We start from the raw sequence: 15307 nt of genomic DNA on the forward strand, positions 1-15307 counted from the left end.
GTCAGGCTATTGCCCTTGTCTTTTACGGTCACGTCTTTTCCTAAGCTCTTGATGATTTTCATTTTGTGCGGCGCAATAAAGCAATCGATCCTGTAAGACAACTCTTGCCAAGCGACCGCGTACCGCCACTTGGTCTGGTCGATTTTTGAGGGAAGCGGGCGACGAGGGTGTCGAAAAGCAGGCGCAAAAACGGCGACCGAGGCATTTTGCCTTATTTTTCCGTACCATAAGGTCCAGAGTGCCAGCTCGCACAATGAAGGCGTCACCCGCCTTTGCGAGCAATGCAATTCTAGAATATCACGACATGCGCCAAGCGCATAACAGATGTGCGCGGCTCATTTCCGTCGCAACAGCGAAGAGCTGCCGGCATCAGATCGCTCTGAGGAGCCAAAAAAGCCCGCCGAAGTAATCTTCGACGGGCGATGTTGTCGGAATGTGTCTGCTATCAATTCGCTGCGAGGAATTCCGCGCAATAGCTTGGCCCGTTCACGCCTGGACGGTCCGATACGGTGCGAATGGAGCGGATCGTGTAGTCCGAACCTACCATCAGTTGGACGGTGCAAGACAGGTAGACCTTGCGTGCAGACGACGTTTGACGGCCACGTTTGCCATCTTTGCCCTCGTCAAACTTCGCAGGAACAGTCGTGGTCTTGTAACCGCCGCGCCATGTGAAGGTGGTGCTGCTGCCGTTGTCTATATCGCTCAGTGGCGGACCGAATTTGGCGAAGAAAATGCCAGCCGATTGGCCGACCCAACGTGTTTCAACAGCGCTTTTAGGAGCAAGCGAGGGAGTGGTGGTGGTGCAAGCGGAAAGGGCAATGGCCAGCCCTGCCAATGTTACGCTGCGAAAACGCATGTCGAAATATCCTTGTTGAGCCGTTTCCGGTTTTTGCGGGAGATCATGATCCCCTAGCAGATTTAACGCTACGCAACAGGCACCCCGTGCGCTTTGACGAATATTTTCCGCCACAATTGCTTTTTTGTAACGATTGGAGGGTGCGCAGGCGTCGGATCGCCCGTTCCAAAGGGCACCGGTAACAATGACATGCACGCTTCAATGTCCTGAGGACTGCGCGCAAAGGAACCTTTGGCAACGACAGGACGTTGCTTCCTCGTGTTTAACGGGAGAAATGTGATGTTTAAAGCTGTGGTTTTGTGGGCAATGGGTGTCCCGTTAGTCGTCGTCGTGCTGCTTTGGATGTTCTTTTTTTAATCTCTTGACGATGCGGAATACTTTTAAAAGGCGCCGGTTTCGACTGGCGCTTTTTGTGTCTCTGCCCTTCAGCGACACGCGCGGCAAATACCGCTCACACGTAGCGCCGTATTTCCTCAAGTGTCGATGTCGTCGATATTCCGTCGGTTCGCGGTAAGTATACGACCTCACAGACGTGATTGAGATAGTCGAAGCGTCCTGCCCAATCATCGCCCATGACCAGAACATCCGCGCCATGCTCGCGAATATAGTGCTCTTTCAATTCCAGTGAGTGTTCGAGAAACACTTCATCGACGCCGATGATTGCACTGATGATTTCGAGTCGTTCATTCTCGTTGTAAATGGGGCTTTTCTGTTTCTTCGAAAAATTCAGAGCGTCAGTGGAAACGCCGACGACAAGATAATCACCCAATGCCCGTGCTCTTTGAAGAATTCGAATATGGCCGATATGCAGCACGTCAAAAGTGCCAAATGTTATGATTTTCTTCATCTTGGTCCCACCACGAAAAATAGGTTGGTTGCGCCGGTCTCGCTCGACGCGCTCCGAGGCACATCCGAAACGTCAAGGTTCATGGATGCCCTGCGCGATCGCTTCGAGAATACTGGCCGCTGCCTTCCCGCGATTGGGAAGGATGTTTTGCAGCAGTGTGTTTCGCTCTTCCTCAAATTCCCATGGCTTGCCGCTCTTGTATTCGAGAGCGGCCTGTTTGAGTTGATCGAAACTGGTAACACGCCGCGAGGCGGCTTCGGCCAGCTTCCCCAACTCGTTGAACTCGACGTGATTGCCCGAATCAAAGAAGATCAGAGGCTTGTTGAAGAGGGGATATTCGGCAAGAAAAGACAGGCCGTCGGATATCATAAGGTCTGACGCGGCAAAAAGCGGACCATACTGCTCTTCGGAAAACGCGCAGTTGGGCAGCTCCGTCCAAGCCTTTCTGAACATCGCCTGCGCTTCGGGCGTCAAAATGGCACCGAACAGAGCCGGATGCGGTTTCAAGACGAAATCGATATCGGGGCTTTGTCTCGCCCAGGACAACATCGCCTCCCAGATGCGATCAAATACACCGAAACCCAGACCGCCACCTTTCCCCAACGAATAGTGTGGCGCCCATACAATCCTGAAATTTCTGTGACCCTGATGCGAAACAGGCCAGGCGGCTGCGCTGCTCTCCTTCAGCAATCGATCAAATTTCGGATATCCGCTGAGAACGAATTTTTTCGGATCGGAGTGGTCGAAGGAGCGAAAGTAGCTTTGAGTGATGGGGGTCTCACAAAAAATGCGCCACGCTGCACGATGATAGGCTTGGTCGAAACCGAACGCCGAAACATCCGTCACCACTGGATCGCCCAGGGACGCTGCCAGATTGAGCGCGTAAGGAACCAGACAAAGTCGGCTGAACGTCAATTCCTGGGTTCGGAATGCAGGCTGCACACCCATATCCCATTGTTGTTGGCGGAAGATAACGGCTGGCTTCAATGCCTTGAGAATGTCCAGAGCGGCGTAGGAATCGTCCATGTTGAAGCGTAGATGGGGTATGCCCATTGCGGCAAACGCGCTGCTAACCTTGTCCTCACCCTCGTAAACGCCCCGCCCCAACGTTCCCACATGAATGGAGATAACGATCGGGTCGAACCTTTCATCTTCCACCATGGCGTCATAGACGTCCGATAGTGCATCCCACATCGGTATGGATTGGATCAGGAAAACGGTCCGGATCGGGAAAATCCCCCGCGTCGCCTCTCGCAGAGCCATATTCGCGCTTTGTTTGATCGAGGCGATATCCACCGTCTTCTGCCGGCTGTCATGGATGAAGGCGAGGCCGATTTTCGACAGGTCGCTGCGAATACTTCCGTCGGCGGTGGTCGTAACAGCATTGGAGAGTTCTTCGACTTTGCTGTCCAGATCCTGTTGGACATGCTGCATATGTTGCAGCAGCTTCACCACTTCGATCTGAATCTCACCGTGGGTTTCGGTGCTTTGCATCAAGGCATCCAGTCGCATGCCCATTTCATCGATTTTTGCGACGACAGAGTCGAGGCGGTCAGCCAATTGCAGGGAAATGGAAGCGTCCATATAATCTGTTCCGCGTTTAACTGCGAATTCCGGCGTCGAAATCGGCGCGTACGGGGATTCGAACAGTGAATAAATTAAACACGGAAATACCCTGCTGAACTGTAGTGGGGCTTACGCAGCGGCGCTGGTCGATAAAAGCGACATATAAAGCCGCATGAACCTCCTCAAAACGCAAAAGGCGCCGGGTTTCCGGCGCCTTTCATTATCGATAGCAGACGTTTTCTCAGTTCAGATTGTCCAGTAGTCGAGACGCTGTTGCCGAGCTCGTCCGCCGGACTTCGATCTCGTCTCTTCGGCTGGACAACTGTTCGCTTGCCAGCAGCGCTTCGGCCAGATCGGCTGGCAGCGAGATGATGACGCGTTCGCCCTGGGAAACCTTGCCGGTGTCGGCACGTCTGCCGATAATCATGCCACCGGCAACGGTGTTGTTGGTATCGGGATCGATCAGGATGAAGGAGCCGGTGGAACGGTTCTGTTCATAAGGATCGAAAATCGCCAGTTCATCAAAGGCGAGGCGCACCTTTCCGATGGCGTTCATGGCAAGCGTATCGGTATGGGTAAGCCATTGACCATTTTTCAGGTCGAGTTGCGTTTGCGGTTGAACCGTCACCCGCTGGCGGCGGCTACCGCTTTTCAGCCAGTAGCGTTTTCCGGGCTCGATGCCGCCGGGTTGAAGCGCCACGATTTGCGCATCGAAGGCGTGGCCTGTTTGCGGCTGTGCCTCGATGGACACGATCATGTCGCCGCGCGAAACATCCACCTGCCTGTCGAGAACAAGCGTGATCGCATCGCCGGAAACGGCAGCGTTGCGCACCAGATCGAAGGTGACGATCTGCTTGACGTTGGCCACCATGCCCGATGGCAGAATAACGACGGAATCACCTGGCTTGACGGCGCCACCGGCGACCGTGCCCTGATAGCCACGAAAGCTTTCGCCGGGGCGTGATACACGCTGCACCGGCAGGCGGAAACCGCCGGTCTGGGTGGAGCGCGCCGTTGCCAGTTCCAGCGTTTCGGCCAGTGTCGGGCCCTCATACCATGGCATGGACGGCTTGCCGGAGAGAACCACGTTCTCGCCTTTCAACGCCGACATGGGGATGGAGGTGATCTGCTTGATTCCGAGCGATTGTGCAAACTCACGGAAGTCATGAGCAATGAGCTCGAAACCGGCCTTGTCGTAGTTGGTGAGGTCGATCTTGTTGACGGCCAGCACGAACTGGCGAATGCCCATCAGTGCCGCGATGGTGGCATGACGGCGCGTTTGTTCGAGAATGCCCGTGCGGGCATCCACCAGCAGCACGGCCAGATCGGCGGTAGACGCGCCCGTCGCCATGTTGCGGGTATATTGCTCATGGCCGGGTGTGTCGGCAACGATAAAGGCGCGCTTGTCGGTGGCGAAATAGCGATAGGCGACATCGATGGTGATGCCCTGTTCGCGCTCGGCCTGGAGACCGTCCAGCAGCAGCGCGAAGTCGGGCAGGCCGAGATCGTTCTGCTTGCCGCTGTCGCGGTGAAGCGAGGCTGCCTGATCTTCCTTCACCGCCTTTGTGTCCCACAGCAGGCGGCCGATCAGTGTGGATTTTCCGTCATCGACGCTACCGCAGGTGATGAGCCGCAGCGGACGTGTGTCTCTGACGAATTTTGCGGGTTCTACGAACGGCAGAATGGTGGCGGATTGGGCTGTCGTGTTCTGGGTCATCAGAAATAGCCCTCGCGCTTTTTCTTTTCCATGGAGCCGGACTGGTCGCGGTCGATCGCGCGTCCCTGCCGTTCGGAAACGGTGGCGATTTCAAGCTCGGAAATCACCTCGTCCAGCGTCTTGGCTTCAGAGTTGATCGCACCCGTCAGCGGAAAACACCCCAGCGTGCGGAAACGGATCATGCCGTGCTGGATGTTTTCGCCGGGCAGCAGTTCAAGACGTTCATCTTCGGCCAGGATCATCATGCCATCACGTTCGACATAAGGGCGCTCTGCGGCGTAATAGAGCGGCACCAGAGGAATGCCCTCGGCTTGAATGTAGCGCCAGACATCGACCTCGGTCCAGTTGGACATCGGGAAGGCGCGCACGCTCTCACCTTGGCGAACCATACCGTTGTAGATGTTCCACAGTTCCGGGCGCTGGTTCCGCGGGTCCCATTTATGGTCGGGCGTGCGGAACGAGTAGATGCGCTCCTTTGCGCGGCTGGCTTCCTCATCCCGGCGGGCACCACCGAACGCGGCATCGAACTTGCCAGCGTCCAGTGCCTGACGCAGTGCTTCGGTCTTCATGATGTCTGTGTAGAGCGCTGAACCATGCGTAAACGGTGTCACGTTTTCGCTCGCACCACGCGGATTGGTGTAGGAGATGAGGTCGAGATCATATTCCTTGACGATGTTGTCACGGAACGCGATCATCTCCTTGAATTTCCAGCCAGTGTTGACGTGAAGCAGTGGGAAGGGGATCCGACCCGGAAAGAACGCCTTGCGGGCCAAATGCAGCAGCACGGACGAATCCTTGCCGATGGAATAAAGCATGACCGGATTTTCGAATTCGGCCGCAACTTCACGGAAAATATGGATGGCTTCGTTTTCGAGCGCCTTCAGATGGGGGTCAAGGGGCTGCTTTGGGGTGGTGACATTGCTGCCTTCCGTTTCCGGAACTGCATGGGACATTGTAAACTCCGGCAATCTGTTGATTTCAATTATCGTTGTGAGGCGGCGGGCAGGGGAGAGGCTTGGGATGCCTCGGCCACGTGCAGGCCGCATTCGCGCTTCTCGTCATTTTCCCACCACCATCGACCGGCGCGCTCTGGCTCGCCGGGCTTGATGGCGCGGGTACAGGGCTCGCAACCGATGGATGGATATCCACGGGCATGGAGCGGATTGACGGGAATGTTTTCCGATGAAACATGCGCCTTGATCACATCGATATCCCAATCCGCGAGTGGATTGATCTTGATCAGATTGCGCTCGGCATCGAATTCGGCAAAAGGCGTGGTCGCCCTGTTGCCCGACTGGCCCCGGCGAAGGCCGGTAATCCAGAAGCTTGCTCCTTCCAGCGCCCGTGCCAGCGGCACCAGCTTGCGCACATGGCAACAGGCGTGGCGGGCTTCGACGCTGTCGTAAAAACCATTGAGCCCATATTTGGAGGTATAGGCGTCTATATCGTCCTTGGCGGGATAAAACCGCATAATGTCGATGTCGTAACGCGTTTCCGTCTCATCAATCAGATTGAGCGTCTCTGCAAACAGGCGTCCTGTCTCCAGTGTCGCAACCTCGATGGGCAGCCGATGCGTGCCGATGGCGGCTGTTATGACCTGATCTTCGATGCCGAGGCTCGTCGTAAACACCGAGCGCCCGCCAAGCCCGGCCACGAATGCCAGACGCTCAGCCAGATCGAGACTGGCAAGTCGGTCGTTGAGCGATGCGACATTGTGAGGAGAGAATGGCTGCGCAGACTGATTGATGGTCATTTCACGGTTCCGAACATTACTGTCCCAAATATCCGCGAATTCATCGTGTTTTGACAGGAATGGCTATGCTTGTCTTGTTCATCGGAGAGCAAATATCTCTCGCAGGCGCACAATATGCGCAAAAGCCGCCCACGAACGCAGTGTCGTGGCGTATCGGCAACTGTATGAAATCGGTTTTACGTCAAAAAGCAAGACCAATTTGCGATATATTCGCTAATTTTTATAGATTTCTATTTTGTGATCTTGGACGCGTTTTTAAAAGTCCAGTGCTGGACAGAAAAACATTCCGACCACGGAAAATTTCGGCGTGACGACGGTGGAAATACGGTAAAAATGCGGACGGATTTTGCGTTCAGCGCGGGTTTTACACGCGGGGCGTTGCGCCGTTCGCTGTTGCCACGGCGTATTTGTTGCCGTTCAACTCACTGGAATGGAAACACTTTTGCGATTGTATCGCACCTGATTGACCCTGTGGCCTTTACAAGTAGTCTTAGGCGCACTGCATCTAGGAGGGATACCGATGTCGAAACTTCTTTCTGGCCTCAGCGCCGTTGCGCTTGGCCTGTCCGTTGCTCTGGGTGCTGTCGGAACGGCCTCTGCAGACACCAAGCTGCTGAATGTGTCTTATGATCCGACCCGCGAACTCTACAAGGATTTCAACGAGGCTTTCGCCAAGAAGTGGAAAGCCGACACGGGCGAGGATGTCACCATCCAGCAGTCGCACGGTGGATCGGGCAAGCAGGCCCGTTCGGTTATCGACGGTCTGGAGGCAGATGTTGTAACGCTGGCGCTTCAGAGCGATATTGACGCCATCGTCAAGAACAGCGGCAAGATCAATGCCGACTGGCGCACGCGCCTTCCGCACAATTCATCGCCTTACACCTCCACCATCGTCTTCCTGGTTCGCAAGGGCAATCCCAAGGGCATCCACAACTGGGGTGATCTGGTCAAGGGTGACATCCAGATCGTGACGCCCAACCCGAAAACCTCTGGCGGCGCGCGCTGGAACTATCTCGCAGCCTGGGCATGGGCCAATGAGGAGTACAAGGGTGATCAGGCCAAGATCAAGGCCTATGTCGGCGAACTCTACAAGCGCGCTCCTGTGCTCGACACCGGCGCACGCGGCTCGACCGTGACATTTGCACAGCGCCAGATCGGTGATGTGCTATTGGCCTGGGAGAACGAGGCCTATCTGGCGGGCGAGGAGTTCGGCAAGGATGAATTCGAGATCGTTGTTCCGCCCATTTCCATCCTCGCGGAACCGCCGGTCGCGGTTGTCGATAAGAATGTCGATGAGAAGGGCACACGCAAAGCAGCCGAAGCTTACCTGCAATATCTCTATTCCGACGAAGGGCAGAATATTGCGGCCAAGCATTTCTACCGCCCATCCAACCCGTCGGTCGTCTCCAAGGATTTGCTCAAGCAATTGCCGGAAATCAAGCTTGTGACCATCGATGATCCGCAGTTCGGGGGATGGGCAAAGGCACAGCCGGAACATTTCGGTGATGGCGGCATCTTCGACCAGATTTACAAGCCCGCAAAGTAAGCCGATGATGGCGCACACCGAATGGGTCGCATCTGCGTCCGTTCGGATCGGAGACAAGATCGACCGGCCCTGAGGCCGGTCGTTGGCGCATGAAGGGAGGCTGACGATGGCCCCCCGTTTTACCCGGAGCCTTGATGAGCAATACCCCATCGCCAACGAAGTGGAAGTGGCGCCAATCCAGCGTTTTGCCGGGATTCGGACTGACGCTCGGCTACACCATCACCTATCTGTTTCTGATCATTCTCATCCCGCTCGCTGGCCTCGTCTGGTCCACGGCGAAGCTTGGCCCCGGTGAATTCTTCGCAATCGCGACCGACAGCAGAACGCTGAATGCGCTGCGCATCAGCTTTACCACGGCGTTTTTGGCGGCGCTCGTCAACGCCGTGTTCGGCGTCCTCATCGCATGGGTGCTGGTCCGCTACCGCTTTCCCGGGCGTCGCTTCGTCGATGCCATCGTGGATCTGCCATTTGCGCTTCCCACGGCCGTCGCCGGCATTGCGCTGACGGCGCTTTACGCCAACCGTGGCTGGGTGGGGCAGATGTTCGAGCCCTTCGGTATCAAGATCGCTTTCACGCCGACCGGCATCGTCATCGCGCTGATCTTCATTGGCCTGCCCTTTGTCGTGCGCACCGTGCAGCCGGTGATGGAGGAGATCGACCGGCAGGTGGAGGAAGTGGCGGCAACCCTTGGCGCAAATCGTTTTCAGACCATTACCCGTATTCTCCTGCCGGGCCTCACGCCCGCCATTCTCACCGGCTTTGCGCTCGCCTTCGCGCGCGGCGTGGGGGAATATGGCTCGGTCATCTTCATCGCTGGTAACATTCCCTATGTCTCTGAAATCGCACCTCTTCTCATTGTCATACGGTTGGAGGAGTTCAATTACCCAGCCGCCACTGGCATTGCCACCATCATGCTGATCATCTCCTTCTCCATGCTGTTCGTCATCAATCTCATTCAGGCGTGGAGCCGCAAGAGGTACGGTTATGCCTGATCAAACGCCCATCATTTCATCCAGACCCTTCCGTGACCCGACGAGCGAAGGCGTGCCGGCAAAGCTGGTGCTGATCGGCCTTGCCTTTGTTTTCCTGGCGCTTTTTCTCGTGCTGCCGCTGGTCGCCGTCTTCGTGGAGGCTTTCCGCAAGGGCGGCGAATATTTCTGGGAATCGATTGTCGAGCCGGATGCGCTGTCGGCCATCCGTCTCACGCTTCTGGTCGCCGCCATCTCGGTGCCGCTCAATGTCATCTTCGGCGTCGCTGCGGCCTGGGCCATCGCGAAATTCGAGTTCAAGGGCAAGGCGTTTCTGATCACGCTGATCGATCTGCCATTTTCCATTTCGCCGGTTATCTCAGGCCTCGTCTACGTCATCCTGTTTTCCTCCCACAGCGTGCTCGGGCCGTTCCTGAAAAGCTATGGCATCGAAATTCTGTTTGCCGTGCCGGGCATCGTGCTGGCGACCATCTTCGTCACGTTTCCCTTCGTCGCGCGTGAACTCATTCCGCTGATGCAGGACCAGGGCACGGGCGATGAAGAGGCAGCGCTTTCTTTGGGCGCTTCCGGCTGGCAGACCTTCTGGTTTGTGACGCTGCCCAACATCAAATGGGGTCTGCTTTACGGCGTTCTGCTGTGCAACGCCCGTGCTATGGGCGAGTTCGGTGCCGTCTCTGTGGTGTCGGGCCACATCAGGGGCGAAACCAACACCATGCCGCTGCATGTCGAAATTCTATATAACGAGTACAATATTGGCGCTGCCTTCGCCGTCGCGACTTTGCTCGCAGGCCTGGCGCTTGTTACCCTTGTTCTCAAAACCATTCTTGAAATACGCTTTGGCGCGGGCAACGCCGCCGGCAAGCATTGAAGGGCATGTCCATGGACGTCAAAGTCACCAACATTACCAAGCAGTTCGACCGCTTTCCCGCATTGGACAACGTCTCGCTCGATATTCGTTCAGGGGAACTGATTGCGCTGCTTGGCCCTTCCGGCTCAGGCAAAACAACGCTTCTGCGACTGATCGCCGGTCTGGAACAGCCCACGGATGGCCAGATATTCTTTGGCGACGAAGACGCCTCCCACCGCTCGGTGCAGGAGCGCAATGTCGGCTTCGTCTTTCAGCACTACGCCTTGTTCCGACACATGACGGTGGCCGATAACATCGGCTTCGGTCTCAAAGTTCGCCCATCCTCGACACGCCCGGCAAAATCCGCCATTCGCAAGCGTGTTTCGGAGCTGCTGGATATGGTGCATCTTTCCGGTCTTGAAAACCGCTATCCCAACCAATTGTCCGGCGGTCAGCGCCAGCGTGTGGCTCTTGCTCGCGCCGTTGCCATCGAACCGAAGGTTCTGCTCTTGGATGAACCCTTCGGTGCGCTGGATGCCAAGGTTCGCAAGGAACTGCGCCGCTGGCTGCGCGAGTTTCACGACCGTACCGGCCACACCACCGTGTTCGTAACCCATGATCAGGAAGAAGCGCTGGAACTGGCCGACCGCGTCGTCGTCATGAGCCAGGGCAGAATAGAGCAGGTCGGTACGGCGGACGATGTCTACGACACCCCCAACTCGCCCTTCGTCTTCTCGTTCATCGGAGAATCGTCCAACCTGCCGGTGACGATCCGCGATGGGCACATGCTGTTTCAGGGAGAAAATATCGGGATCCGCGATGCCTGCGAAGGGGATGGCGATCTGTTCTTCCGACCTGAGGACGTTGTGCTGACGGACGACCGCGACGCGCTCTACGGCAAAGTCACCATCTGCCGCCGCCTGGCGGGAACGCGGATCGCGGAAATAGATATTGCGAACAATGGGCATGAGCCGCACCATCTCGAAATCGAAGTCCCGCTGGATGCAACGGTGGCTGTGGGCAGTGAAGTCCGTTTCCGGCCAACCCGCTGGAAAGTGTTCCGCAAGTAAGACCCAGAAATAGGAAAAGGGCCGCTTGTGGCGGCCCTTCCATGAGTTTGGTCTTGTTTCAGACCTGAAACGTTTATCAACGTTTCGCTGGAAGGCGGATCAAGCCGAGGGCTGCCTCGTCAAAATCAAATCCTTTCCATTGCCCGCTACGAAGACCGAAATCTCATTAGACATTGGATCACCTTCCTTTCACTACGTTGAACATGACAAGAAGGTAATACGATTCGTCGAGATTGCAAGGGGGTAGCCAACACGGGCTTTTCTGAAACATATCGAATGACTGGATAAAACAGGTGTATGTTTCGCTCCCTAGAGCGTTTCCGTTTAACAAGGAAGCGCTCTAGCGTTTGGCCAGAGCCACTCTTCCCTTCATCATGGTTTCGCGAAGCTTGGTTTTGATTGTTTGGAAAAACTCTGGAGGAATCATGCCGTAATCATAACGGCTAGGATTGGAGGGAAGCGGCCTGAGATGGTTTCCTGGCCACTCAAATCTGTTGACTTCGCTCAAGCGAATCCAGTTGGTTTGCTCATCCAGGCCAAGCTTGTCGCAAAGTTCGACAGGAACTTCGATTGATAGATCCTCCTCGCCAATCTCGGGAGGAGCATGTGTAATTGGCACGACAATCGTGTCGTTGTTCGTGGAATGGTACAGGATAATGGCGCAGGGCCTGTCCTTGCTTCCGGTAGACAGGCCCTGGCTTTTTTCCTTATCCCACAAATAGTTGTAACGGACGACAAGGCCCGGGACGGGAATTGGGTAACTCACTCTGATGCTTTGCCATACTCGGCGTTCATGATCAGCGTCATGGTTTCATCATCCAATTCGCTTACCCGGATCACCTGACGTTCGCGTCTTTTCAAGTCTTGATAGTGAAGGAGTTCGGAAGCAGACAAAAACGCTCCAATCGTACGGTTGTGGGCCGTAACTTCAATCACGCCTTCAGATTGCACCTGTTCCCGGAATGTCGTAAACTTACGAGCAAACTCAGTTGCTGGAACGCGCAAAGTTTGAGCCATGGCCGACAATCTCCTTTTTGTGTAAAATACGAATTTTACACATTTTGTCAAGCGGATGAGTGGGCGAGGATGTTCGCGTTACAGTCTCATCATGATCTTGCCGATATGGCTGCTCGACTCCATCAACCGGTGGCCGTCCGAGACATGGTCGAAATCGATGACGTCATGAATGACGGGACCGATCGTGCCGGCTTCCAGAAGCGGCCAGACCTGTGCCACCAATTCATCGCGGATGGCGCGTTTTTCATCCCCTGTGCGGGGACGCATGGTGGAGCCTGTTACCGTCAGACGCTTGACCATGATCGGGCGCAGATCGACCTTTTCGGCAATGTTGCCGCCCAGAAATGCGATGATCGAGAGACATCCGTCCTTGGCCAGCGATGCCAGATTCTTCTCGAAATAGGAGGCGCCGATCATGTCGAGGATAACATCGACGCCCTTGCCATTGGTCTGTGCCTTGACGATCTCAACGAAATCCTCGTCGCGGTAGTTGATCGCCCGCTTTGCGCCGAGCTTTTCGCAGGCATCGCATTTTTCTTTGGAGCCTGCGGTGGTGTAAACCTCTGCACCAAAAGCCTTGGCGAGTTGGATCGCCGTTGTGCCGATACCACTGCTGCCGCCGTGGATCAGCACGCTTTCGCCTTCGGTCAGCCCTGCCATCTGAAACAGGTTGGCCCAGACCGTGAAGAAGGTTTCCGGCAACGCGGCCGCTTTCACCGCATCATATCCTTTTGGGAAGGGCAGAGCCTGGCCCGCTGGCACCACGCAATATTCCGCGTAACCGCCGCCATTGGCCAGCGCACAGATGGCGTCACCGATCTTGAACTCGCTCACCCCTTCGCCGAGTGCCACGATTTCACCGGCGATTTCCAACCCCAGCACGGGGCTCGCATCTTTCGGGGCGGGGTAGGAACCCTGGCGCTGCGCGACATCCGGGCGGTTGATACCGGCGGCCTGGACGCGCACGAGAACTTCGCCTGATTTGGGGGAGGGCAACGGACCTGTCGAAAAAGCCATTACCTCTGGCCCGCCAAAGCTGGGCAGGTCAACAAATCGCATCGTTTCGGGCAAAGTCATGGTCGGCCTCCATCATGTTTCATCGGCCGGGAACTTAGGCGAGATGACGGCGAGATGGAAGAAGGCGTTTTGCCGCGATGTCTGAACGCTTAGTCCGGCTCTCCGAAGCCACGAATGACGAGACCTGATGCGCTTTCCTTGGCCGCCTTCTTGATCGCTGCGATATCGCTACCGATGCGCTCGGGATTGGCGATAATCAACCCCTTCGGCAGTTTCAGGACGGCAATGGAGCACCGCAGCAGTGCGAAGTCACGCTCGTTTCCAAACCGGTCATGGCCCTTGATCTGGCCTGCCATCCGGTCCTCGTCGGAATATAGTTCCACGACATCGTCGTGGAAATCGCTCAACAGCCTTTCGAGGATTTCCGTGATCTCGTCCCTGGTCCAGTCGCGCACGCCGATGAAGAAATCGTCGCCGCCGATATGGCCGAGGAAGCAGTCGCCAGAAAAGAAATAGCGTTTCATCAGCGCCGAAAACAGCGTGATGGCGTGGTCGCCGATGTGGAAACCGTATTTGTCGTTGAAGGGTTTGAAGTTGTCGAAATCGCAATAGCAGAAGAAGCGGTTATCGTCGCTGTCGCCGCAACTGTCTTCGATGAAGCTGCTGATGGCGCGGTTTCCGGGCAGAGCAGTTAAAGGGTTCTGCTCCTGCGCCAGTTTCAACTGCTTTTCATTGATGACCTTGATCAGCGATGCTGCGGAGACGACGCCGATGTAGCGCATGTTTTCGGTCAGGATAACGCAGGCGCTGCCACCGGTATTGGCAAAGACATTCATCAACTGGTCGGCATCCGCATCCAGACCGACGATGGGCGCGCCATCGACGAAATGCGATATCGTCCGCTCATAGACCTTGTTTTTGAGCAGATCTCGGCCGAATGGCTGGTAGATATATTCCTTCAGATGATGTTCGTTGATCACGCCGCGTGGTTCGCCATTGGCATTGAGGACGGGAAAAAAGGCTTGCGCCGGGTTGCGACGGAAAAGCTCGAACACGCTGTCGATACTGTCGTTTTCGAAAACGGTAGGCAGGCGCTCGATCTGGCGACGGATGAGGATTTCATCCAGAGTCTGGCTGCTGCGCCGCGTTTCACCCAGATGCTGGAGATGTGGAAAGGCGCCCTGCAACTCGCTGACGAATGTGGTGGGTCGGGAAATGAACCAGCCTTGCACCAGATCCACGCCATGGTCGCGGCAGGCCAGAAACTCGGCCTCGGTCTCGATGCCCTCGGCAATCACTCGCACACCCAGTACGTGGGCAATGTTGACGATGTTCTTCACCAGATGACGCTTGCGCGGATTGCGATCCACGCCGTCGATGAAGTAGCGGTCGATCTTCAGATAATCGACAGGAAATTCACACAGTAATTTCATCTCGCCATGACCGACGCCGAAATCATCGATGGCCAGCTTGAAGCCTTCCTTGCGCATTCGGGCGATGAGCGCGCTGAACTCCGGCACGCTGGTATTGTCGAAGCGCTCGGACAGTTCGAAGCAGACGGAGGACGGCGGTATGGAGGCTTTGGCCATGTGCTCCAACAGCTTGTCCAGAATAACATCGCCATGCGGAATGAGCCGCACATCCAGATTGAGAAAAAGCGTGGCCGATTGAAACTCAGGCAGCGTGGAAAACTTCGCAAGGGCACGGCCCGCCAGCATCTGCTCCACGGCAACAAGTTGCCCGTCTGCCGCGACATGGTCCAGAAGTGCCAGAGGATCGGAAAAGCCGATGCGATCAAAGCCGCGCATCAGCGACTCGTAGCCGAATACCGTGCCGGTGGTGGCTTCAACGATGGGCTGGAATGCAGTTTCAAGAACGAGTTTAGCCATGGAGGCCATTTGCCCGCTGGCAAACCGCCTGATGACGTCCGGGTCGATCGCCGTCGACTGCATGAATGCTCTCCACCATCACGCCGCACACGGAATCGTGAGGGCGTGTTTCGGTGGCGACGATGCTGCAAACTCCTCAACAAAAACTTTCCGGTTGATGAAGCTTTTTTGAAGTTTTTGTGACTGCAGCACC

At 56.0% G+C, this 15307-nt stretch carries 14 protein-coding genes; 4 read left to right on the plus strand and 10 right to left on the minus strand.

Translation table 11 applies throughout. The annotated features are described in order from the left end of the window. Positions 1 to 445 precede the first annotated feature (445 nt). From RMR21_RS03225 to RMR21_RS03250, 6 genes are all read right to left on the minus strand, one after another. Positions 446 to 856, minus strand: coding sequence for a cupredoxin domain-containing protein (locus RMR21_RS03225; RefSeq protein ID WP_498669275.1), 411 nt, complete (start codon positions 854 to 856; stop codon positions 446 to 448). 451 nt (positions 857 to 1307) lie between these two features. Continuing rightward, positions 1308 to 1703: an FAD synthase family protein gene (locus RMR21_RS03230; protein WP_498669276.1), complete on the minus strand. Its 396-nt coding sequence runs from the start codon at positions 1701 to 1703 to the stop codon at positions 1308 to 1310. 72 nt (positions 1704 to 1775) lie between these two features. After that, a complete protein-coding gene (locus RMR21_RS03235) occupies positions 1776 to 3287 on the minus strand; it encodes a CDP-glycerol glycerophosphotransferase family protein (RefSeq protein WP_498669278.1) in 1512 nt (503 codons plus the stop codon). 223 nt (positions 3288 to 3510) lie between these two features. Beyond that, the gene (cysN, locus tag RMR21_RS03240) at positions 3511 to 4986 is read right to left on the minus strand and encodes a sulfate adenylyltransferase subunit CysN (RefSeq protein WP_498669279.1); all 1476 of its coding nucleotides are present in this window, start codon (positions 4984 to 4986) and stop codon (positions 3511 to 3513) included. After that, a complete protein-coding gene (gene cysD, locus RMR21_RS03245; RefSeq protein WP_498669280.1) occupies positions 4986 to 5939 on the minus strand; it encodes a sulfate adenylyltransferase subunit CysD in 954 nt (317 codons plus the stop codon). The genes cysN and cysD overlap by 1 nt, the downstream gene beginning before the upstream one ends. Before the next feature lie 29 nt (positions 5940 to 5968). Further along, positions 5969 to 6739, minus strand: coding sequence for a phosphoadenylyl-sulfate reductase (locus RMR21_RS03250; RefSeq protein WP_498669281.1), 771 nt, complete (start codon positions 6737 to 6739; stop codon positions 5969 to 5971). Positions 6740 to 7259: 520 nt separating this feature from the next. Between RMR21_RS03250 and RMR21_RS03255 the strand changes: the two genes are divergently transcribed. The 4 genes from RMR21_RS03255 to RMR21_RS03270 all read left to right on the plus strand — a co-directional run bounded on the left by RMR21_RS03255 (position 7260) and on the right by RMR21_RS03270 (position 11191). Beyond that, entirely contained in the window at positions 7260 to 8285 is a 1026-nt protein-coding gene (locus RMR21_RS03255) for a sulfate ABC transporter substrate-binding protein (RefSeq protein ID WP_498669282.1), read from the plus strand. Between the two features lie 134 nt (positions 8286 to 8419). Further along, positions 8420 to 9277 carry a sulfate ABC transporter permease subunit CysT gene (gene cysT, locus RMR21_RS03260; protein ID WP_498669283.1) on the plus strand — a complete coding sequence of 286 codons (858 nt, stop codon included), beginning with the start codon at positions 8420 to 8422 and terminating at the stop codon, positions 9275 to 9277. After that, positions 9270 to 10142, plus strand: coding sequence for a sulfate ABC transporter permease subunit CysW (gene cysW, locus RMR21_RS03265; RefSeq protein ID WP_498669284.1), 873 nt, complete (start codon positions 9270 to 9272; stop codon positions 10140 to 10142). The genes cysT and cysW overlap by 8 nt, the downstream gene beginning before the upstream one ends. Positions 10143 to 10153: 11 nt before the next feature. Further along, positions 10154 to 11191, plus strand: coding sequence for a sulfate/molybdate ABC transporter ATP-binding protein (locus RMR21_RS03270; RefSeq protein WP_498669285.1), 1038 nt, complete (start codon positions 10154 to 10156; stop codon positions 11189 to 11191). A 340-nt stretch (positions 11192 to 11531) separates the two neighbouring features. Here the strand turns inward: RMR21_RS03270 and RMR21_RS03275 are convergent, their stop codons facing one another. The 4 genes from RMR21_RS03275 to RMR21_RS03290 form a co-directional block, all read right to left on the minus strand. Beyond that, positions 11532 to 11957, minus strand: a complete 426-nt coding sequence (locus tag RMR21_RS03275) for a hypothetical protein (RefSeq protein WP_498669286.1) — start codon at positions 11955 to 11957, stop codon at positions 11532 to 11534. Next, the gene (locus tag RMR21_RS03280) at positions 11954 to 12208 is read right to left on the minus strand and encodes a hypothetical protein (RefSeq protein ID WP_498669287.1); all 255 of its coding nucleotides are present in this window, start codon (positions 12206 to 12208) and stop codon (positions 11954 to 11956) included. Before RMR21_RS03280 ends, RMR21_RS03275 begins: the two co-directional genes overlap by 4 nt. A gap of 78 nt (positions 12209 to 12286) precedes the next feature. Further along, positions 12287 to 13285, minus strand: a complete 999-nt coding sequence (locus RMR21_RS03285) for an NAD(P)H-quinone oxidoreductase (RefSeq protein WP_498669288.1) — start codon at positions 13283 to 13285, stop codon at positions 12287 to 12289. A gap of 89 nt (positions 13286 to 13374) precedes the next feature. Continuing rightward, complete coding sequence (locus RMR21_RS03290) at positions 13375 to 15177, minus strand: GGDEF domain-containing protein (protein WP_498669289.1); 1803 nt, start codon at positions 15175 to 15177, stop codon at positions 13375 to 13377. Positions 15178 to 15307 lie beyond the last annotated feature (130 nt).

Source organism: Agrobacterium sp. rho-8.1, from assembly GCF_033957725.1.
GTDB lineage: Bacteria > Pseudomonadota > Alphaproteobacteria > Rhizobiales > Rhizobiaceae > Agrobacterium.